This is a genomic window from Nocardia sp. NPDC004604, from assembly GCF_040609795.1.
Lineage (GTDB): Bacteria > Actinomycetota > Actinomycetes > Mycobacteriales > Mycobacteriaceae > Nocardia.
Window position 1 is genome coordinate 1 of the sequence record NZ_JBEXLC010000168.1, and the last position, 19,433, is coordinate 19,433.

The 19,433-nt window shown below is 61.3% G+C and carries 19 protein-coding genes, 1 pseudogene and 1 riboswitch; of the genes and pseudogenes, 12 read left to right on the plus strand and 8 right to left on the minus strand.

Features of this window, described 5'->3' with window-relative positions:
• Positions 1–94 (plus strand): annotated as a pseudogene (locus ABZW16_RS37280) (hypothetical protein); the annotation flags it as partial.
• A gap of 25 nt (positions 95–119) precedes the next feature.
• Positions 120–464, plus strand: a complete 345-nt coding sequence (locus ABZW16_RS37285) for a metalloregulator ArsR/SmtB family transcription factor (RefSeq protein ID WP_002454662.1) — start codon at positions 120–122, stop codon at positions 462–464.
• A 432-nt stretch (positions 465–896) separates the two neighbouring features.
• Here ABZW16_RS37285 and merA read toward each other — a convergent pair whose 3' ends face one another.
• Entirely contained in the window at positions 897–2,537 is a 1,641-nt protein-coding gene (gene merA / locus ABZW16_RS37290; RefSeq protein WP_002440486.1) for a mercury(II) reductase, read from the minus strand.
• A gap of 28 nt (positions 2,538–2,565) precedes the next feature.
• Entirely contained in the window at positions 2,566–2,898 is a 333-nt protein-coding gene (locus tag ABZW16_RS37295) for a MerR family DNA-binding protein (RefSeq protein ID WP_354960842.1), read from the minus strand.
• A 65-nt stretch (positions 2,899–2,963) separates the two neighbouring features.
• On the opposite strand from ABZW16_RS37295, the gene ABZW16_RS37300 reads away from it, so the two are divergent.
• Positions 2,964–3,659, plus strand: coding sequence for a hypothetical protein (locus ABZW16_RS37300; protein ID WP_354960843.1), 696 nt, complete (start codon positions 2,964–2,966; stop codon positions 3,657–3,659).
• Positions 3,660–3,756: 97 nt separating this feature from the next.
• Here ABZW16_RS37300 and ABZW16_RS37305 read toward each other — a convergent pair whose 3' ends face one another.
• Positions 3,757–4,602 carry an NAD(P)H-binding protein gene (locus tag ABZW16_RS37305; RefSeq protein WP_354960844.1) on the minus strand — a complete coding sequence of 282 codons (846 nt, stop codon included), beginning with the start codon at positions 4,600–4,602 and terminating at the stop codon, positions 3,757–3,759.
• Positions 4,603–4,676: 74 nt separating this feature from the next.
• Here ABZW16_RS37305 and ABZW16_RS37310 point away from each other — a divergent pair, with 74 nt between their 5' ends.
• The 5 genes from ABZW16_RS37310 to ABZW16_RS37330 all read left to right on the plus strand — a co-directional run bounded on the left by ABZW16_RS37310 (position 4,677) and on the right by ABZW16_RS37330 (position 9,239).
• Complete coding sequence (locus tag ABZW16_RS37310; protein ID WP_354960845.1) at positions 4,677–5,267, plus strand: TetR/AcrR family transcriptional regulator; 591 nt, start codon at positions 4,677–4,679, stop codon at positions 5,265–5,267.
• Positions 5,268–5,548: 281 nt separating this feature from the next.
• Entirely contained in the window at positions 5,549–6,205 is a 657-nt protein-coding gene (locus ABZW16_RS37315) for a PadR family transcriptional regulator (protein ID WP_354960846.1), read from the plus strand.
• 62 nt (positions 6,206–6,267) lie between these two features.
• Positions 6,268–7,317: an alpha/beta fold hydrolase gene (locus ABZW16_RS37320; RefSeq protein ID WP_354960848.1), complete on the plus strand. Its 1,050-nt coding sequence runs from the start codon at positions 6,268–6,270 to the stop codon at positions 7,315–7,317.
• Positions 7,318–7,466: 149 nt separating this feature from the next.
• On the plus strand, positions 7,467–8,117 hold the full coding sequence (locus ABZW16_RS37325) for a TetR/AcrR family transcriptional regulator C-terminal domain-containing protein (protein ID WP_354960849.1): 651 nt from the start codon (positions 7,467–7,469) through the stop codon (positions 8,115–8,117).
• Positions 8,118–8,249: 132 nt separating this feature from the next.
• Entirely contained in the window at positions 8,250–9,239 is a 990-nt protein-coding gene (locus tag ABZW16_RS37330) for an NAD(P)-dependent alcohol dehydrogenase (RefSeq protein ID WP_354960850.1), read from the plus strand.
• 9 nt (positions 9,240–9,248) lie between these two features.
• Here the strand turns inward: ABZW16_RS37330 and ABZW16_RS37335 are convergent, their stop codons facing one another.
• Together ABZW16_RS37335 and ABZW16_RS37340 are read right to left on the minus strand one after the other, a co-directional pair.
• A complete protein-coding gene (locus ABZW16_RS37335; RefSeq protein WP_354960851.1) occupies positions 9,249–11,201 on the minus strand; it encodes a VWA domain-containing protein in 1,953 nt (650 codons plus the stop codon).
• A gap of 31 nt (positions 11,202–11,232) precedes the next feature.
• Positions 11,233–12,627 (minus strand): ATP-binding protein, encoded by a 1,395-nt coding sequence (locus ABZW16_RS37340; RefSeq protein WP_354960852.1) that lies wholly within the window; start codon positions 12,625–12,627, stop codon positions 11,233–11,235.
• 166 nt (positions 12,628–12,793) lie between these two features.
• Between ABZW16_RS37340 and ABZW16_RS37345 the strand changes: the two genes are divergently transcribed.
• The gene (locus ABZW16_RS37345; RefSeq protein WP_354960853.1) at positions 12,794–13,342 is read left to right on the plus strand and encodes a TetR/AcrR family transcriptional regulator; all 549 of its coding nucleotides are present in this window, start codon (positions 12,794–12,796) and stop codon (positions 13,340–13,342) included.
• A gap of 814 nt (positions 13,343–14,156) precedes the next feature.
• Here ABZW16_RS37345 and ABZW16_RS37350 read toward each other — a convergent pair.
• Complete coding sequence (locus ABZW16_RS37350) at positions 14,157–14,495, minus strand: helix-turn-helix domain-containing protein (protein WP_354960854.1); 339 nt, start codon at positions 14,493–14,495, stop codon at positions 14,157–14,159.
• An 11-nt stretch (positions 14,496–14,506) separates the two neighbouring features.
• Positions 14,507–14,995 carry a hypothetical protein gene (locus tag ABZW16_RS37355; protein ID WP_354960859.1) on the minus strand — a complete coding sequence of 163 codons (489 nt, stop codon included), beginning with the start codon at positions 14,993–14,995 and terminating at the stop codon, positions 14,507–14,509.
• Positions 14,954–15,120, plus strand: a riboswitch (FMN riboswitch). (Overlaps the previous gene by 42 nt.)
• Before the next feature lie 78 nt (positions 15,121–15,198).
• On the opposite strand from ABZW16_RS37355, the gene ABZW16_RS37360 reads away from it, so the two are divergent.
• Both ABZW16_RS37360 and ABZW16_RS37365 read left to right on the plus strand, forming a co-directional pair.
• Positions 15,199–15,645 carry a 6,7-dimethyl-8-ribityllumazine synthase gene (locus ABZW16_RS37360; protein ID WP_354960855.1) on the plus strand — a complete coding sequence of 149 codons (447 nt, stop codon included), beginning with the start codon at positions 15,199–15,201 and terminating at the stop codon, positions 15,643–15,645.
• 369 nt (positions 15,646–16,014) lie between these two features.
• Positions 16,015–16,437 carry a subtilase-type protease inhibitor gene (locus ABZW16_RS37365; protein ID WP_354960856.1) on the plus strand — a complete coding sequence of 141 codons (423 nt, stop codon included), beginning with the start codon at positions 16,015–16,017 and terminating at the stop codon, positions 16,435–16,437.
• 149 nt (positions 16,438–16,586) lie between these two features.
• On the opposite strand, the gene ABZW16_RS37370 is transcribed toward ABZW16_RS37365, so the two are convergent.
• Positions 16,587–17,402 (minus strand): hypothetical protein, encoded by an 816-nt coding sequence (locus tag ABZW16_RS37370; protein WP_354960857.1) that lies wholly within the window; start codon positions 17,400–17,402, stop codon positions 16,587–16,589.
• A 478-nt stretch (positions 17,403–17,880) separates the two neighbouring features.
• On the opposite strand from ABZW16_RS37370, the gene ABZW16_RS37375 reads away from it, so the two are divergent.
• The gene (locus ABZW16_RS37375; RefSeq protein ID WP_354960858.1) at positions 17,881–19,233 is read left to right on the plus strand and encodes a TIGR03118 family protein; all 1,353 of its coding nucleotides are present in this window, start codon (positions 17,881–17,883) and stop codon (positions 19,231–19,233) included.
• The last annotated feature ends 200 nt before the right edge of the window (positions 19,234–19,433 follow it).

Below are 19,433 nucleotides of genomic sequence, written 5' to 3' on the forward strand. Positions count from 1 at the left end.
AATTAATTGTCATGGGGGTATTTTGACAATTAATCGTATACTAGAACTTACTATGACACATGGCGCTAGAATGGCGGAACCCGGCGAATATACTATATTGTGAAATGGAGGGGGAAATAATGTCTGAAAACTGGTGTACACCAAAACCAAAACTAACGGAACGCCCCTTATTAGATACAGAGAACGCTGAAGGTTTAAGTGAGACCTTTAAAATACTTTCTAATGGGACACGGCTTAGAATACTGCATACCTTGCTTCGAACTCCAAATGCATCTGTTAGCGAGGTGGCAGAACAGCTTGAAATGAAACCTCAAGCCATTTCCAACCAACTTCAACGATTGGTTGATAAAGGCATCGTTCGCAGTATTCGTGAAGCCAATTTTATTCGGTACCGAATTGTTGATAATTGCGTCGTTAGTCTATTAGATCGAGGTTGGTGTTTAACCGAAGATTTACCTAAATAATAAGGAGGTGTTTAGTATGGAAAAATGTGCGAGACCGAACTGTAATTGTCTTCTTGGGGAAACAAAAGTAGAAGAAGCAGGAAAAGTTTACTGTAGTCAAGAATGTGTAGACAACTGTACTGATGAAGTTTGCGAGTGCAAAGATTGTAGCTGTGCAACTGCATAATTTAATAATTGTAAGGTTATCCCGTGTAACTATGGGATAACCCTTTTTATTGTAGGATAGTGAATGATAGGCTTTTTGTTTTCAATCATATAAATGCTTTATGAGATTGATGTTAGTAAAATAATTAGCAATGATAATTTCAATATCAAATCTATAATTGATGTCGAAATCATCAGTGTTAAATTATTTTGTGACCACAAATGCACTTAGAAAATCCCTTAAAGCATTAGCTGGTTCACTTGAATAGGGAGTTGTAAAAAGTTCCCTTAGCCTGCACAACAAGATAATTTCGAAATATCTTTATCGAACGTAAGTGCAGCTAATTTTAGCCCTTCAGCCATTGTTAAATATGGTGCTAGGGTTTCTGTTAAATCTTCTATCGTTAAGCCAAATTTAACAGCTAATGATGCTGCATAGATGACATCTCCTGCATTCTCAGATACAATATGAACCCCTAATACTTTTAGTGTTTCTGCATCTGCTACTAGTTTAAATACACCGGTTGTTTCACGGTTTACAATTGCTCTTGGAACAGCATCTAAAGGTAATACAGATGTCTTCACATCATACCCTTTCTCTTTTGCTTGTTCTTCTGTTAAACCAACCGTTGCAACCGTCGGATTCGTAAACGTAACAGCCGGAACTACCGATAAATCTATTTTTTTGTTTAATCCACCAATAGCATTATCAGTAATAATTCCACCTTCATAGGCTGCTACATATACAAATTGTGGTCCTAAAGTCACATCTCCTGCTGCATAAATCTTTTCATTACTTGTTTGACCAAAATCATTGATCAGGATTTCATTATTTTTTCCAGTTTCAACACCTGCTGCACTTAAATTTAAAGAATCCGTATTTGGTTTTCTTCCAGTGGCAACAAGTAACTGATCTGATTCAATGACTTCTCTACTGCCATTTACTGTTACGTAAACCCTTTTTATCTCTCCACTTTGTTCAACACGCTCAAAAGTTGCCCCTTTGACAAGGTTTATACCCTGTTCAATTAACGCTTTTTCAACTGACTCTGAAATCTCAGGATCATACTCCTTTAAAAGTCGCTCACTTCTTTGCATAAGTGTTATTTCTGAACCTAAATGATGAAATAGTTGTCCAAGCTCCATTCCAATGTATCCTGAACCAATTACAGTTAATCGTTTTGGTATTTTCTTTAACTCAAGAAGTGTTGTACTAGTTAAATAGTCCATTTTTTCAAGTCCTGAAATTTGGGGCAACGAAGGCGATGCACCTGTTGCAATTAAAAAGCGTTTTGCAGATAACTTTGCCCCATTGACCTCAACCGTACTAGCATCAACGAATTTTGCTTCACCTTTAATTAAATCAAAATTATATTCATCAATTAAATCCATATATTTTTGATTCCGAAGTTCGCTCACCAATTTATCCTTTTGCGTGATTAAACTAGCTAAATCCACTTCTCCAGCGGATGTTTGTAAACCTATAAACGGATTGTCTTTTGATAAATGATTGATTTCCCCTGCCCTAAGAAGAGTTTTTGACGGAACACAGCCAATATTCACACAGGTTCCCCCAACCGTTCCACGCTCAATCATTCCAACTTTTGCACCGTATTCTATAGCTTTAATTGCCGAAGAAAAGGCAGCAGCACCAGAACCAATAATAAGAAGGTCATAATTGTCTTCATTAATTAACGCCACGTTTTCTAGTGATGATACTTCTTCAATTTCTCCGGCTTGGTAATTTGCTTCATCAATCGCCTTTATTGCACTTTCAACCTCAATATCATCGGGCAGTTCAAATACTGCTTCACCACGACGATAACTAGACTCAATATTTTTAGCACCTATCTTTTCAAGTGCTGATTCTACGTGTTTTTCACAACCCGTACAAGTCATTCCTGAAATGTTTACCTTAAATTTATTCATAAAAAAGCTCCTTTCGTTAATTAATCTCTCATGTTAATGTTTCTATTATTGGACACGAATGTAATTGCTTTTCATCTGGACATCGTTTTTTTAAGTCGTCTAACATAGTTTCAATTCGTTTTAAATCCTCTATTTGTTTTTGCACTTCCTTTTGTTTTTTAGAAACAAATTCGAACATATCTTGACAACGAACTTCATCTTTATCTACAACACCAAGTAATTTATAAATCTCGCTTAAAGACTCGAGCGCGGCATCGAACAGGGCTGCATCGATCCGGGGTTCGAGCCCGCAGAGACCGCGCGCTGGATCATGTCGATCATCGACGCGGCCTTCCTCAATGCCGATCCGGATCGTCCGCACGATCCGCGACCGCTGGTGCGCGCCACCGTCTCTCGACTATTGCGCCCAATCGGATCGGAGGACCGATGACCACTACGTCCGCACCCACCGCCCTGCGTTTCTCCACCGTCTGGCTCTGGCTGTTCGCTATCGGTGGCCTCGCGCTCGGCTGCGGCATCGGTTTCGCCATACCGGCCGTGGGGCAGTGGCTGGTGGATACCGTGCACGCGATTCCCGGCCCGCTGCGCATCGCCATGACGGTGCCGCGCGTCTGGCTGGTTCCTGCCACCACCGTCATCGGTCTGATCGCCGGGCTCGCCCTGTTCGACACCGCGCGCAAAGAGAGCTTGGCGCTCACGGTCGCCGACGACCATGTCGAGCTCGCCCAGAACGGACGTGAGCTGTACGTCGCCCGCGCTGGCATCGCGGCGGTGTTCCGTGAGGACGCCGACTTGGTCCTCACCGACCGAAACCGCCTGCGGCTGGCCCGATTCCGCGCCACTGACCTGAGTGCCCGCGATATCGAGACCGCCTTCCGTCAGCACGGATTTCCGTGGGTCGACGAGAACGATCCCTTCAGCGGGGAATTCCTGCGTTGGACCGACGGGCGACCCGAAACCGGGGAGGCCATCGATGCGCTGATGCGCGCGAGGCGGCGCGCGGTGGCCGATAAGAAGCCGCTCGTGGTGGAGGAGCTGGACGAAAGGCTGGTGGCGCTCGGGGCCGACGTCCGAGATCGTAAGGGCGAGCAGCAGATTCGGATCGTCAGCCGCTCGAACTGATCCGATTGGCGATCGGGGGACGGCACCACGTGGTGTTGGCCCCCCGACCGCCCGGCGGGAGCGTCGACCGCCGAGATCGCGGTCGACGCCGATGCGATCAGGCGAAAAGTGCGCGATTGCGCTGGACCCATTCGGCATACGAGGCCGCTGGTCGCCCGATGACCTGCTCCACATCCGAACTGACCTGCTGCTCGCCGGGTGTCGGCGTGCCGATGATGTCCAGCGTGCCATCGGCGACATCGCCGGGCATGAACCGCAGCATTCCCGCCCTGGCCTGCTCGCGAGTCAACTCGACGAACCGCAACGAAGTATCCAGGGCCGCCGCAACGATGTCCGCTTGCTCGCGTGGACTGATCGCGGCGGGCCCGGTCAGTTCGTAGGTGGTGCCCGAATGTCCCGCTGTGCGAAGCACATTCGCCGCGACCTCGGCGATATCGGCGGGGTCGATCGCGGGCAACGCCACATCCGCGAACGGTGCGGCGATCACCCCTTCGGTCCGGATCGACTCGATCCATGCGTAGGTATTGGAGAAGAATCCGGTGGGCCGCAGAATCGTCCAGTTCAGGTCGGACTGCCGCAGGGCCGACTCGAACGCATGCAGTCGCGCGTGTGAGGCGAGTCCGGGCCGGGTGCCGGTCGCCTGGGACGACAGCAAAACCAGCTTCTTGACCCCGCCCGCCGCGGCGACCTCGACGAATCGCTCCGGATCGGGTCCGGTCACCAGCTGTGGTCCGGTGAGGAGCAGGAAGAGGGCGTCGGCGTTTTCCACTGCGGGGGAGAGGCTTTCGGGATCGGCGAGGTCGGCTCGCCGATGCTGGACGCCGGCCGGCAGTGCGATGTCCTGATTGCCGCGGGATACGGCCGTCACCTGCTCGCCGGCGGCGATGAGCTGCTGCACGAGGGTGCGTCCGATATTGCCGGTCGCTCCGGTCACTACGATCATTTCGACTCCTGAGTTAGTTGGCTGACTAAAACGAACGTAGCCGATGAGCGGTCGACTTGTCTATAGTTAGTTGTATGACTAACTCAGTCGAAGGTCGGCGCATGACACCCAAGGCGGGCAAGCGGGAACGCCTCGCCGTCGCGGCCGCTCAGGTGTTCCATGAGCAGGGTGTCGAGAAGACGACGATTGCCGATATCGCGCGGGTCGCCGAGGTGCCGGTCGGCAATGTCTATTACTACTTCAAGACAAAGGATCAGCTGGTAGAGGCCGCACTCGGCGCGCATGCGCAGACCCTGCAGGAGTTGATCGCCGCGCTCGAACAGTACGACGCGCCGCAGGAGCGGTTGCGGGCGCTGGTGCGCGGTTGGGTCGACCAGCGTGACCTGGCCGTGCAATTCGGCTGCCCTACTGGCACTTTGGCCTCGGAACTGGGTAAACGTGACGACGGGCTGGAGCGGGCGTCCGAGACGAGTATTCGCACCTTGCTCGACTGGATCGAGCAGCAGTTCACGGCGATGGGGCGCGCGGATGCGGACGAACTCGCCGTTGCGCTGTTCGCGGCCTACCAGGGGATCTCATTGCTCGCCAATACGTTCCGCGATCCCGAGCTCATGGTGACCGAAGGTCGTCGGTTGGAGCGCTGGATCGATTCGCTTGCGCCATAGGGTGCGCATGAAAACTTCGGCGCGCGAACAGTGGTCAGCCCGCCGGTTGCCCCGGGGACGGGCCGCCCGCCCTCGGCCGCTGGATCGTCGACCCGGCCGACCTGCCTGGTACGCCCAGCTCGGGTGGTAAGTCGCATACGCGGGCCGCACATCGACCGATGTGCGGCCCGTTCGCATTGGGGCGACTGGTTGGTTCGTGTCACCCATCACTCTTGCGCGCGATGCATTGCCGATATATCGTCGATAACGTGAGATACACACAAGAGCCCAAGGAGGCTGACATGGAAAACATCGAATACGGAGAATTCAGAGGTCGTGGCCGCTGGCGGAAGCCGGGCCGCGACGAGGGTGACGCGGGTCGTCGGCAGCATCGCCGCGGCGGGCGGCACGGTTTCGGTCCCGATTTCGGACCGGGCTTCGGTCCTGGGTTCGGCCCCGGCTTCGGTCCGGGTTTCGGACGTGGACGCGGTCGCGGCGGCCGGGGCAGGCGCGGTGACGTGCGGGCGGCAGTGCTGTTGCTGCTCACCGAGCGTCCGATGCACGGCTATGAACTGATCCAGCAGATCAGGGAGCGCAGCGACGATGTCTGGCGCCCGAGTCCGGGATCCATCTACCCCGCGCTCGCACAGCTCGAGGACGAGGGTCTGGTGCTCATCGAGAAGGTCGCCGGTCGCAAGACCGCGAAGCTCACCGACGCGGGCGAGACCTACGTCACCGAGAATCGCGACGAGCTCGGCGATCCCTGGGCGGATGTCAAGGAAGACGTCGGCACTCAGGCGATGGATCTGCGGGCGCTCATCGGACAGCTGATGGGTGCGGCCGCTCAGGTCGCGGCGGCGGGTACTCCGCAGCAGGCGACTCGGGCTGCGGAGGTGCTGACCGAGGCACGCAAAGCGTTATACCGCATTCTCGCCGAGGATGACGCCCCCGAAAAGTGAGGGCAATGTGAAACACCGCCTGAGCGTGCACTTTTCGAGTCGATCGGGTACATCATTGTGATATGGAACAGCCGATTGGTTCGTGGGGTTGGGGTAGTTCACAGTTCCGGCGTGTGGTCTGTGCCGGTATCGTCGCCGGAGCCGTGGTTTTCGGCTCCGGCACGGCGCCGATCGTCAGCGCCGAACCGGTCGATACCGCGCCGGCGAGTGCGCCGATCGTGGGATACCGTCCGCCGGATATCCCGACCCAACCCGGTCCGGCCCAGTCGGATCATCTGGCCGCCGCGACCTATCTGAAGACGCACAAGAACGCGGTCCCGGTCGGCGCCAACAACTTCGACTGTAAGCCGACCGCGGAACATCCCCGTCCGGTCATCCTGGCACACGGCACCGATTCCACGGCCTACTCCGACTGGTCGGCCATCGGGCCGCAGATTTCGGCGCTCGGCTTCTGTGTCTTCGCCCTCAACTACGGCGGTGCTCCTGGTAAGGACACCTATGGCACCGAGGACATCGTGTTGAGCGCCTATCAGGTCGGTGCGTTCGTCGATCAGGTGCTGGCCGCCACCGGTGCCACGCAGGTCGATATCGTCGGATTTTCCCAGGGTGCCAATGTGACTCGCTACTACGTGAACAAGCTCGGCGGAGCGCCGAAGACCGGTCAGTGGATCGGTCTGGCGTCCCCGAGCTACGGCGGCGTGATGTACGGACTGGTGCCGGTTGCGGAGGCGATTCCGGGTGCGCTGCAGGCGTTCTCGATGGTCACCTCGCTCGCGGCGGTGCAGCAGGCGCAGGGGTCGCCGATAATGGTCGAACTCAATGCGGGCGGTGACACCGTGCCCGGCCCGCATTATGTGACCATCGGCAGCAGGGTCGACGAGATGATCCAGCCGTTCAGCAATATCGCGCTGCACGGCCCGAGCGTCGAGAACATCGCGCTGCAGGATGTGTGCGCGGTCGACCAGACCGGTCACTTCCACATGGTCTACGACCCGTTCGTCCAGGAACTGCTGTTGCAGACGCTGGATCCCGCGCACGCGCCGACACCGACGTGCCGCGCGGTGCCGCTCGGTACCGGCATTCCCGAGGTCATCATCGCCGGACATTCCTGATCGTCGAGGCTCGCGACCGGGCGGAGGTTTGGACACTCCGCCCGGTTCTGCTGCCCTCGGCGGGCTGGACTTACGCTGTAGTCGGAGTCCGGAGGAAGGGGTTTGCGTAGGTGGCCACCGAAGTCGAGCCTCGAATCCCATTGAGCCGGATGCGAGTACTTTCCACGGCGATCGGCGTGGCCGATGAGGGTGGTATCGAATCGCTGACGATGCGTCGGCTGGCGGAATTGCTCGGTGTCGAGGCGATGTCGCTCTATCACCACGTGGCCAATAAAGAAGATGTGTTGGATGGTGTCGTCGACGTCATCGTGGGGGAGATCAACGAGGTGGTGGCCGGCATCGGTGTTCCCGCTGCGGGGGACGCGTGGAAGCAGGCCGTGCGGCAGCGGATTCTGGCGGCCCGCGAGGTGCTGCTGCGGCATCCGTGGGCACCCGCGGTGTTCCAGACGCGGACCAATACGAGCCAGGCGGTCCTGCGCTACTACGACGGCCTGCTGGGGCTGATGCGCGAAGGCGGTTTCTCCTACGACCAGACCCATCACGCAATGCATGTGCTGGGCAGTCGGGCATTGGGTTTCACCCAGGAGTTATTCGATCCCGGCGACGGACCGGTCGATGTCGAAGCCATGGCCGCGCTCGACGCAATGTCCGAGGCGCTCCCGAATCTGGTCGGGATGCTGCGGGAGGTCGCCCACGATGATCCGGACTCGACCTTGGGTTGGTGTGATGACCAGTTCGAATTCGAGTTCGCGCTCGATCTGATCCTCGACGGTCTCGACCGTCTGCGCGAGAGCGCCTGACCCGCAGCGACTTTGGTCGGAGTCGGTGTGGTCCCGGCCGCCATTGACCAGCCTTACGTCGTAAGGGTACCTTACGACGTAAGGCTCATGAGCGCGGGAGGCGGCTCGGTGCCGAGATCTGAGGAGAACACGATGAAGGCCTATGTCCTTCGCGCATTCGGTCCACCGGAGCAGCTGACTCTCATGGACATCGACCGGCCGGTACCGGCCGACGACGAGGTTTTGGTCCGGGTGCGTGCCACCTCGGTTCAGCCGTATGACTGGCATTTCATGCGCGGTGAGCCATATATCGCGCGGCTGATGGGGGGCGGTGTCGGGTTGCGCAAACCGTCGATCGCCATCCTGGGCGCCGATCTGGCGGGGGTGGTCGAAGGGGTCGGCAAGGCGGTGACGGGATTCCGGCCCGGCGACGCGGTATTCGCGATGATCAAAGGGGGTGGATTCGCCGAGTACGTGTGTGTCCGGGAAAGCGAATTGGCGCCGAAGCCGAAGAATCTGTCATTCGAGCAGGCGGCCGCGGTACCGCTGGCGGCCAATACCGCGCTGGTGGCGCTGCGTGATGAGGGACGAATCCAACCCGGGCAGCGTGTGCTGGTCAACGGCGCGTCGGGTGGGGTCGGCACATTCGCGGTACAGCTCGCGCACGCGTTCGGCGCGGTGGTCACGGGTGTCTGTGGCGCGCGGAATACGGAACTGGTCCGCGGACTCGGCGCGGATGCGGTAATCGACTACAGCGCAGCGGATTTCACGCGCGACGGGCAGCGTTACGAGTTGTTGGTGGATATCGCGGGAAGTCGCTCGGTGTCGGTATGCCGCCGTGTGTTGACACCCAAGGGCACCTACGTTGCCGTCGGCGGGCCAGCGGGTCGATGGCTACAACCCGCTGGCCGGATGTTCGCGGCGTTGGCGGTGGCGCCGTTCGTCTCACAGCGAATCGCGATGGCGGAGGTGACCCGATGTACTCGGAACCGGGAAAACCTCATGGCGCTTACCGAGTTCATCGAGGACGGAAAGCTCACCCCGGTCATCGATCGGACCTATCCCTTCGCCGACATCCCGGCGGCCGTGCAGTATCAGGAGGAGGGCCACGCCACGGGAAAGGTGGTCGTGGTCACCGACTAGCGCGCTAGTTCAGCCGCGCCTGCCACGCAGATAGTCACTGACCACGGCGGCGCCGAGACCGTCCAGATCCGGCGCCACCACCCGACCACTGCTGCGGCGGGCCACCAGGTCGACGAATGCGGCCAGGCTGGGGTCTTCGCCGAGCATGAATACGGTGACCGACGCGCCCAGCTTGGCCAGGGCGTCGACCTGGGCCATTGTCGCGGCGAGGGTGCGCCGTTCCGGCGGCCAATTGAAGTACGCCGTACCGTCGGGTTCCAGGTGCGCCGTTGGCTCGCCATCGGTCACCACGAGTACGACGGGCACGGCGTCCGGATGTCGGCGCAGGTGCCGTCCGGCGAGCAATAGTGCGTGGTGCAGATTGGTGCCCTGTTCCCAAACGCCTTCCAGCGCCGTCAGTTCGCCGATATCGACGGTCGTGGCGTGTCGGCCGAAGGTGATCAGGCTCAGCGCGTCGGAGCGGAAACGGGTGCTGATCAACTGATGTACCGCGAGGGAGGTGCGCTTCATCGGCAACCACCTGCCCTCCTGCACCATCGACCACGATGTGTCGACGCAGAGCGCAACGGCCGCCCGCGAGCGCTGCTCGGTTTCCATGATCTCGACATCGGATACGTCCAGCGTGACACTGCGACGGCCCACCGACATCGACCGCAGCACCGCATTGCGTACGGTCCTCGGCACGTCCCACGGTTCGGTGTCGCCGAACCGCCATGGCCGGGTGGCGCCCGTCGGCTCGCCAGCCGCACCGGCCAAGGTCGTATCCCGCTCGCCGCGACGGGACCGGAGCTGGCCGATGACGGCGCGCAGCGCGGTCTCGCCGAGCCGTCGTAAGGCCTTGGGCGTCAACCGAAGTGAGCCGTCCGATGCCCGTTCGAATATGCCCTGTGCGCGTAGTTCACGCTCGAGTTCGGCCAGTCGCGCGGCATCCACGCTGGCATCGTCGCCGAGTTGGCGGGCCAGGGCGTCGAGATCGATGTCCTCGAGTCTGGCACCCGGGTACGACTGGCCGAGCTGTTCGGCCAGTGCGTCCAGTTCGGCGAGATCCTGCAGGGCTTGCGCGCCCGCGCCCAGGCCCAGCGGGTCGTTGCCGCGGAACCGCTGGGAGGAGTCCCAGTCCTCGCCCGGCCGCAGTGCGCGCAGGGTGGCGTCCAGGGCGGCGACCTGTTGGGCAATGCGCGGGTCGCCGAATGCCTGGCCGATCAGCTCGGCCAGTTCGGCCTGCTGCTCGGCGGACATCGAGTTCAACATGCGTTGTGCGGCGGCGGACCTGGCGGCGAGCGCGTCGATCAGCTCGTCGGTATCGCGCGGATTCTCCGGGAAGAATTCGCCGTGTTCGGCCATGAATTCGGCGAACTGCTGTTCGGTGTTCTCGCCCCGCGCATGCGCCGCGAGTAGGTCGTTCAGGTCGGACAGCATTCGTCCGACGCGTTCGACATCCTCGGCGGTGGTGTTCGCCAAGGCCTGTTTCATGCCCTGGAACCGGGATTCGAGCAGTTCCTGACCGAGCAAGTCGCGGATCTTCTGGTAGTTCTCCCTGCCGGTTTCGGATCGCCACTGGTACTCGGCCAGCTCGTTGACGGCGGCCGCAGTGCTCGGCGGCAATGCGTCCAGCTGTGCTTCGGCGAATCTGGCGTCGTCGGAGGGATCCGGAAACAGTTCGCGGCGCTCGGCTTTCAGGGCCTGCTCCAGCAGTTCACGGACTTGTTGCAGGGTGCCGTCGAGCCGGTGTCGTCGAGCAATCTCCGCGCGGCGCTGCCACACCCGCCGGGTGAGCTCATCGAGTCCCCGCGTTTCGCGCATACCGCGTCGCAGCAGCTCCTCCAGTGCAGTGCGGGGCGAGCTGCCCTCCATCACGTCGCGCCCGATCTGGTCCAGCGCCTCTCGTAGATCGAGCGGAGGTGCCAGTGGATCGGGCCCGTCGTGATAGGGGCCGTAGGCGTAGCGGTCGGGGATCGTCATGACGGCGTACCCGGACGAGATACTTCGGTGGTCATGAGCCGTACACCGCGACGCCGTCGTCGGAGTCCTTGGCTACCTGCCGGGCCAAATAGAGCGCTTCCAGGGCGAATTCGACCGCCGATGCGATCCGGGTCGGCGGTTCGGTGGCGCCGACGCCGAGCCGATGCGCCACCTCGTGCAGGACGGGCAGCTCCGGCAGCGCCGAAAGGACATCCTGGCCGGGCACGCGCTCGCCGGTGGTGACCAGATGGCCGTCGCCGACTGCCTCCGCCAAGGGGCGCAGGTTCAGTCCGCCGAGCAGTGCACTCGCCGTCTCGGCGAATGCGCGCCGCAGCAGATGGGTCAGATGCTCCTGCTCACGGCCTTCTTCACCGGACTCGAACTCCAGCTTGCCGCGCAATACCGCGGGCACGGATTCGAGGTCGACGGGTCGCGCGACGGCGGGGCGCTCGCCGGTGAGCGCCGATCGGCGCAATGCCGCGGCGGCCACCGTTTCGGCGGCGGCGACCGCGAATCGCGCGGACACGCCGGAGCGCTGGTCGATCGCGGACGATTCACGCAGGTGCCGGACGAATCGGGCGAGTACTTCGATCAGCGGATCGCCCACCTCGGCCACCAGTTCGGCCTCCTGCTGGACCAGCGCCACCTCGGCCGCGACGCTGAGCGGGTAATGGGTGCGGATCTCGGCGCCGAACCGGTCCTTCAGCGGTGTGATGATCCGGCCGCGGTTGGTGTAGTCCTCGGGGTTGGCCGTTGCGACGAGCAGTACGTCGAGGGGCAGGCGCAGGGTATAGCCGCGGACCTGGATATCGCGCTCTTCCATCACATTCAGCAGCGCGACCTGGATGCGTTCGGCGAGATCGGGCAGTTCGTTGATCGCGACGATGCCGCGGTGCGCACGCGGCACGAGTCCGAAGTGGATGGTCTCGGGGTCACCGAGGCTGCGACCCTCGGCGACTTTGACCGGGTCGACGTCGCCGATCAGGTCGCCGACCGAGGTATCCGGCGTAGCCAGCTTCTCCGCATAGCGCTGCGAGCGGTGCCGCCAGGTGACCGGCAGGTCGTCGCCCAACTCCTCGGCCAGTCGGCGGCCCGCCGGACTGATCGGTTCGAGCGGGTGCTCGCCCAATTCGGTGCCGACCATGACAGGTGTCCACTCGTCGAGGAGGCCGACCATGGTGCGCAGCAGCCGGGTTTTGCCCTGACCGCGCTCACCGAGCAGTACGACGTCGTGGCCAGCCAGCAGCGCGCGTTCCAACTGCGGCAGGACGGTCCGATCGAAGCCGACGATGCCCGGCCAGGGATCGTCGCCGGAACCCAAACGGGACAGCAGGTTCTCGCGCATCTCGGTCTTCACGCTGCGCGGCAGATGGCCGTCAGCGCGCAGTTCGCCAACGGTTGTCGGCAGGTGCTCTGGAACAATCACCCCTTCGACGCTACGTCGGTTCGGCGATGCGGTCGACGGGCAGCATCGCATGGAAACACGCCAGAAATAACCTTGACAAGCGTCGTCGGCGTCGGATCGTCCGCGAGTCGAACCCCTTCATTACGACTGAGGCCGACAGTACGATGAGCTACGGTACGGTGACGGCATGTCACGTGTGGTGAACAAGGAGCAGTACTTCGAGTCCGGGCTCGGGATCCTTGCCCAGTCCGGTTTCAAGGGGCTCAACATCCGCGTTCTCGTCAACGGGTTGGGCGTCACCAGTGGTTCGTTCTATCACCATTTCGGCAGTTGGCAGGGCTATGTCGACGCGCTGCTCGGGTTTTGGGAGAACCGGCAGGTGGTGATCCTGAAGGAGATGGAATTCGGTTCCGGCACACCGGATTCCGATATCGAGAAGCTGCGCGAGCTGACCTTGGGGCTGCAGCACGGGGCCGAGGCGGCCATCCGAGCTTGGGGCGCGAACGACGAATCCGTGCGCGCCGCACAGCGTCGCGTCGACGATGCCCGGCGCAAGACCGTGCAGAAGGCCGTCTACGGCGTCACCGGCGATAAGGAGAACGCCCGGGTCATCACTTCGCTCGGCATGGCGATGCTGGTCGGGTTCCAGCAGCTCGCGGCGGCCGGGCACCGTGACAACTTCGCCGCCCTGCTGGAGGAGTTCGTTCGGCTGGTCTATTCGCGCGCCAAGGTCTGACGGCTTGTCTCCGCCGAGCTGCGATGGAGATCTCCGCCGGTTACCACCGAGTCGTCGACGTGACCGATCCGGAGTCAATCCGCTCGTTTGCTGATGGCGGGGCCCAGATACCGCGCTGTCCATCGGCCGCCGCGCAGCGGTGCAAACAGAGTCGCCATCTCCATCACAGCACGACGGGTCACCGGGCTCGTCATACGAAATGATGACGCACGCACCCGCCTTATGGCCGATGAATCGCATCTGACGCGGGCGGCAGGATTGCAGCATGCAGATACGACTTGGGGCCGGCTTAGGGGTATTGCTCGTCGTCGGCGGGGCAGCATTGTGGCTCTTCGCGCGGGACACAGAATTCGTCTGGTTCCGAGGTGGGCCACTCGGCGCCGTTCTCGTAGTGGTCGGGGTGATCGACATCGTCAGCGCGCTCCGGACGGACCGGCGCAAGCTTTGACCGGAGGTGTTTCTCTCGATCGCGGCAGCGACAGCCGGCCTGGCCATGGCTATCGTTGCCGAAGATCACGGCCCCGACCCGGCGCGGGGAGGTGGCTCGGTAGCTGGGGGTGTATCTGCGTCAGGCGGGCATAGCAAGTTCAGCGCATCGATCGCCGGTGCTGCCGACGATGCCCAGAACCGGTGAGGTGTTGACGATCGAGGCAGCACCGGATGTGCGCAGCAGCGGCATGGCCGTTTCATTCCGAGCCAGTTACCGGTCTGGTTGATCGCGATCACTCGATCCCATGCTTCTTGCTCGGCGTCCTCGACCCTGCTCCAGTCCACGACCCCCGCGACATTGATTCATCCGAGTCCGGGCGTCGGGTCAGACACCGGCCCCGCGCCACTTCAGCATTTCCAGCGCCACCGCGATAGGTACGACGTTGTCGTCCAGTGGTCGCGGTAGGAGCTCTTGGGCGCGGGTGAGTCGACGCAAGAGAGTGTTGCGGTGGGTGTACAGGCGTGCCGCGGCGCGTGCGGCGTTGCACCGTTCCTGGATGAAAACCAGCACGCTCGCCTGCAGGTTCGGGTCGGCTGATGCAAGGTTTCCCAGGGTGTTTCGGATGAATTGGTCGGCTTGGTCGGCGTCCTGGGTGAGCAGCGAGACCATTTGAACCGCCTCGAAGCTGGCCACGCGTTGTGCGGAGTGCAGGCGCGCCACCATGCGCTGGGTGGTCAGCGCGTCCAGGTGGCTGCGTCGAAAGCCGTCGACTCCTTGTGCGGTAGGACCGATGGCGATGCGGACCGTCGGATGTCGTCCATCGCTGCCTGCAATTGGCTCGAGTCGGGGGCGTGCGGGCCGGGAATCCAGACCCACAGTGTCGCGGCGCTGGCGATCACGGTCAGTGGGCGTGAGGCTCCGGCCGCGCGGGCGAGGGCTTGGGCGGCGCGTTCCAGGTCCCCCGGATCAGCGGTGGGGTCGGGATTCCAGACGACGGCCGCAGTGTGGTTCTGGTCGAGGTTGTAGCCCAGGCGGGTTTCGGCGCGCTGACTCGTGATCGGGGCGCCATTGCCTTGTGCTTGTGCGCAGTTCGGAGTCCATCGACCTGCGCTGATGCGCGGTCGACGGGCTGCTGCGCTGACCTCCTGGCCGCTCCTGTGACGTGTTACAGTGCGGCTCGTACACGTTCTCAGGGCGGGGTGGAATTCCCCACCGGCGGTAATGGCATCCGGATCGATCCGGAGCGCACGAGCCCGCGAGCGCCACGGTGTTCCAAGACACGGTGGGTCAGCAGATTCCGGTGTGATCCCGGAGCCGACGGTCACAGTCCGGATGAAAGAGAACGCGGCACCGGCTCCTACGCAGTGCGCGGAGGAGCTTGTTTCGCGTCGTCTTTGCCCTGGGTGACATCGCGAACAGGAGGATCATGTCACCCAATCAGAATCGCATCGCCATCGTTGCCGCGCGCTGGCACTCCGACATCGTCGACAAGTGTGTGGAAGCCTGTAGGTCCGGTCTCAACGGCTGCGGCTACCCCGAGGTCGACGTGATAGAGGTGCCTGGGGCGTTCGAAATCCCGTTGTGCGTCAAGCGATTGGCGAACAGTGGCGACTACACCGCCGTCGCCGGATGTGCACTGGTGGTCGACGGCGGCATCTACCGGCACGATTTCGTGGCCTCGACCGTCGTGGACGCGCTCATGCAGGTGCAGCTGGACACCGATGTGCCGGTGTTCTCCGCGGTCCTGACCCCGCACCATTTCCACGAGCACGGTGAGCATCGCGCTTACTTCGCACGGCATTTCGAGGTCAAGGGTGCGGAGTTGGCGAATGCCATCGCAGCCACGCTGGCCCTGGACACCATCCGCGTCTAGAAACAGAACACCGTGCCCGCATGTGCCGGAGGCGGCTTCCCATGCGGGCATGGTGTGGGGTCCGGTGTTGACCCGTGACGCGTGTGCGCTTTTCGACGAAGGGGTGGTGATCTCCGCAAAAGGAGAACATGGACCTGCTGCTGTCGGATATCGGTATCGTGGTGGCTCTGCTCGGTGTTCTCGGCGCCGCATGAATGGCCTTCCTCGTCCTACGCGGCCGCAAGTAACTGCAGTGGCGATCCGTGGCCGCCCGCTGAATACTTTGCTGCCCAATAGTATTTCGCGGTGCGATCACCTTGCCCCGTACACGGCCGGGCACATCCTGGGCGATCGTATGGCGAGAGCCAACGAGTGTGGAGGTATCGCGCTATGTCCCTTGGTCTTCGGGTGATGGGTGCGGGCATCGGGGCTGTGGCAGCCCTCGGCGTGGTGTCGGCGGCTCCGTCGCCCGCGCGGGCGGACACCGGGGTAGCGCCGTCGGTGCTGACGTTGACCGTGGGTGACGGCGAGTCGCTGGACGCCGCCACTGATCAGCGGACCGTACTGTTGATCTGTTCCCCGCTAGCTCTGGGCACTCATCCGCAGACGACTCGGGCATGCGAGGAACTCTGGGCGGCGGGCGGGGACTTCGGTAAGCTTCGGGGTGAGCCGATGCGGTTCTGTCAGTTCATCTATAAGCCGATAACCGTTGCCGCTGAAGGTATTTGGAACGGCGCTTCGATGTCTTACCGCCGCACCTTCCCGAACCGGTGCATGGAACAGAACACCAACAGGTACGTGTTCGCGTTCTGAATGAACGTAGCAGCCGGTTGAGCCGCATAGCCGGGCCAGCGTCCAGGACCAGGCGGGTGGAAGCCCTGCTCAGCACACGTGGATCGCGCTCGCTGCTGAGCGGCTCGTCCATGGTCGGCTCCGGGTGAAGGAATCCTCCAAGAGGATGGTCAGCTTTCCAGCGCTGTTTCCGGTGTCCTCGGTCCGGCGGCGATGATCTCGGGGACCGCGGCGTCGCGTCGCGCCAGCACGGCTATGAGCACGATCATGGGAACGGCCGAGGCCAGGGTGATCCAGCCGGTGCCCAGGTTCAGCCCGTCGTTGTGGTCGGAAGCGAGCCAGTCGGTCAGCGATGCACCCAGGGGCCGGGTGACCACATAGGCGGCCCAGAAGGCGAGCACTGCATTGAGCCTGGCCCAGCGCCATGCCAGCGCCGGCACTGTGATCGCGACTGCGAAAAGCGCCGACGAGAGCAGGAAACCCAGGTGTAGCGTCGCGGCGGTGAAGTCACCGGCGATGGTGCCGAGGGCGAAGGTGACCATGACCGTAGTCCAGTAGAAACCTTCGCGCCGACGGGTGTTGATGGTGTGCACATCCAGCGTCCTCTCGGCGCGGTACCAGAGCGCTAGGACGCCCGCGAGCAGCAGTAGGAACATCACGGTTGAGATCCCCAGCGGAATCCCGACCACGAAGTCGACGATATCGGCGACCATGGTGCCGAAGATGGCCACCATGACCACAGCGGTCCAGTAGGTCCAGACGTGGTAGCGAGACGTGCGGAATTGAGCGACCAAACTGACTACGAAGGCCAGAAGCCCACCGCCCACCGCCAGTAGCGGTGGCAGATGCATGACGAGGAAGTCGGAGAAAGTTTCTCCCATACCGGTGGAGAGAACCTTGATCACCCAGAACAGGGCAGTGATCCGGGGAACTTTGGCGAGTAGTGATAGCGGGGACGAATCGGTAAGTGCCGCACGGTTTGTCACGCCGACACTATGCTCACCGGCCGCTGAGAAAGCGCTGTGAACAAACCGGCTGCGGGACAGCAGATCTTGCGTATATGGCAAAGGGCTTCGTAAAAGGAGCGATTCGCGCAGGGGCAGCAAAAGTCATTATGCAAGGCCGGTCCGCTCCGATGCGGGTGCCGAGCCCCGGCATGTGATCCAGATGCGGATGCGCCGACGATGATCAGCCACCGTCTGGCGGTGCAGGAGCCAACCCTGACGGTGCCGCCGGACGACACGGCCAAGGCGGGGTTCCACGGATCATGGGCCGGCCTGCGAATTGCCGCAGTTGCTGGGCAGACCAGCGGCGGCGACCGAGCACCGGCGCCTTCGTGTCCGCCCTAGTGTGCACGCACCTACCACCGGCAACTTAGTGTCCCCTGATAACACTTTGGGTGCTTCCAGCTATGGTTAGCATCACCTAACGCCGCATCTGGGCGTTTAGCCGGAAGGACCTGTGATGAACGGACGCTTTGGCGGCATGCCGACGCGTAAGACGCTGCTGCGCGTGTCGGCCCTCGGCGCCGCGCTGGTGGTCGCGGCGGCGTGCAGCAATACGAAGTCGGACAATGACGACGTCAAGGCGCTCGACGGCAATCACTTCGCCCAGATAAATATCGCCTCCAACAAGGCGGAGGACAAGGCGCAGTTCACCTTTCCCGATTTCATCAACGCCTGGGGCATCGCCGATCGTCCGAAGGGCGCCGGCGGCCACTTCTGGGTCGGCGCGGGCGGCAACTCCTACCAGTTCGTCGGTGATGTCACCAAGTCGCCGGATGCCAAGTACCAGAAGATGTTCCAGGATCCGCTCGAGCTCGTGAAGATCCCCGGTGCGGACTCCATTCCGGACGAGGACGGCGACGACAGCGAAGGCAAAACCACCGGCGTCGTCTTCAACCCCGCGCCCATCACCTCCGACATCTTCGTGGTGAAGGACCAGCCCGTCACGGTCGATGGCAAGGAGCAGAAGCTCACCGGCTCTTCACGATTCATCTTCGCCACCGACTCGGGAAAGATCTCCGCCTGGACCGAGCAGGGCGCGGGCGGTGAGATCGTGCGCCACGACGGCCCGGCCATCCTCGAATTCGACGGCACCGCACAGGGCATGAAGTTCAAGGGCATCGCCCTGGACCCGTCCGGCGCCAAGCTGCTGGCCGCCGACTTCGGCTCCGACCCGCAGGTGCGCACCTTCGACAAGAACTGGAAGCTGGTGCCCACCACCGGTTTCGCCAACCCCTTCGCCACCGGTGACGCCGTCGACCCGGCCGACGCCTCGAAGGGTAAGAAGGTCAAGATCGGCGACCCGGCCCCGTTCAACGTGGCCACCATCGGCAACCGCGTCTTCCTCACCTACGCCGTCACCCAGGCCGACGAGAACAACAAGACCAAGATCCGCGCGGGCGAAGAGGACAAGCTCGACAAGGATCAGGAGAAGAAGGCCGCCAACAAGGCCGAGAAGGGCCAGGTCGCCGAATTCGACAAGGACGGCAAGTTGATCCGAACCTTCGACGCCGACGGCCGCCTCAACGCCCCCTGGGCCGTCACCATCGCCCCACCCGGCTTCGGCCCGCTCAGCGGCAAGCTCGTGATCGGCAACTTCGGCGGCGCGGGCCACATCCTCGCCCTCGACGACACCTCCGGCAAATTCGTCGACTACCTGCGCGACGCCGACGGCAAGCCCGCCGAGATCGATGGCCTGTGGGGCCTGATGTTCGGCAACGGCGAGAGCCTCGGCGACGCCGACGCCCTCTACTTCACCGCCGGCCCGGATGACGAGAAGAACGGCCTGTTCGGCAGCCTCCGCCTGAAATAGTCCTCCCTGTCAATATGTATGGCCCCGAGTCGATTCCGGCTCGGGGCCAGCATCAGCCGCTCCGGCAGCACCATCGTGGCGGGTCTGTTCAACGGTCCACCGGCGGTTTCTGTGGAATCTGATTTGTCCGATATGTTGCTGTTTGCCCTGATCAAACGGGTGTGATCGGGAGAAGCGTTGCTGTGGGTGGGATGCCGATC

Excerpts from the sequence above, each read along its gene's own strand:
- ABZW16_RS37285 (WP_002454662.1), top strand. The coding sequence starts at position 120 with ATGTCTGAAAACTGGTGTACACCAAAACCAAAACTAACGGAACGCCCC.
- merA (WP_002440486.1), bottom strand. The coding sequence starts at position 2,537 with ATGAATAAATTTAAGGTAAACATTTCAGGAATGACTTGTACGGGTTGT.
- ABZW16_RS37300 (WP_354960843.1), top strand. The coding sequence starts at position 2,964 with ATGACCACTACGTCCGCACCCACCGCCCTGCGTTTCTCCACCGTCTGG.
- ABZW16_RS37305 (WP_354960844.1), bottom strand. The coding sequence starts at position 4,602 with ATGATCGTAGTGACCGGAGCGACCGGCAATATCGGACGCACCCTCGTG.
- ABZW16_RS37310 (WP_354960845.1), top strand. The coding sequence starts at position 4,677 with ATGACTAACTCAGTCGAAGGTCGGCGCATGACACCCAAGGCGGGCAAG.
- ABZW16_RS37315 (WP_354960846.1), top strand. The coding sequence starts at position 5,549 with ATGGAAAACATCGAATACGGAGAATTCAGAGGTCGTGGCCGCTGGCGG.
- ABZW16_RS37320 (WP_354960848.1), top strand. The coding sequence starts at position 6,268 with ATGGAACAGCCGATTGGTTCGTGGGGTTGGGGTAGTTCACAGTTCCGG.
- ABZW16_RS37325 (WP_354960849.1), top strand. The coding sequence starts at position 7,467 with ATGCGAGTACTTTCCACGGCGATCGGCGTGGCCGATGAGGGTGGTATC.
- ABZW16_RS37330 (WP_354960850.1), top strand. The coding sequence starts at position 8,250 with ATGAAGGCCTATGTCCTTCGCGCATTCGGTCCACCGGAGCAGCTGACT.
- ABZW16_RS37335 (WP_354960851.1), bottom strand. The coding sequence starts at position 11,201 with ATGACGATCCCCGACCGCTACGCCTACGGCCCCTATCACGACGGGCCC.
- ABZW16_RS37345 (WP_354960853.1), top strand. The coding sequence starts at position 12,794 with ATGTCACGTGTGGTGAACAAGGAGCAGTACTTCGAGTCCGGGCTCGGG.
- ABZW16_RS37350 (WP_354960854.1), bottom strand. The coding sequence starts at position 14,495 with ATGGTGGCGCGCCTGCACTCCGCACAACGCGTGGCCAGCTTCGAGGCG.
- ABZW16_RS37360 (WP_354960855.1), top strand. The coding sequence starts at position 15,199 with ATGTCACCCAATCAGAATCGCATCGCCATCGTTGCCGCGCGCTGGCAC.
- ABZW16_RS37365 (WP_354960856.1), top strand. The coding sequence starts at position 16,015 with ATGTCCCTTGGTCTTCGGGTGATGGGTGCGGGCATCGGGGCTGTGGCA.
- ABZW16_RS37375 (WP_354960858.1), top strand. The coding sequence starts at position 17,881 with ATGAACGGACGCTTTGGCGGCATGCCGACGCGTAAGACGCTGCTGCGC.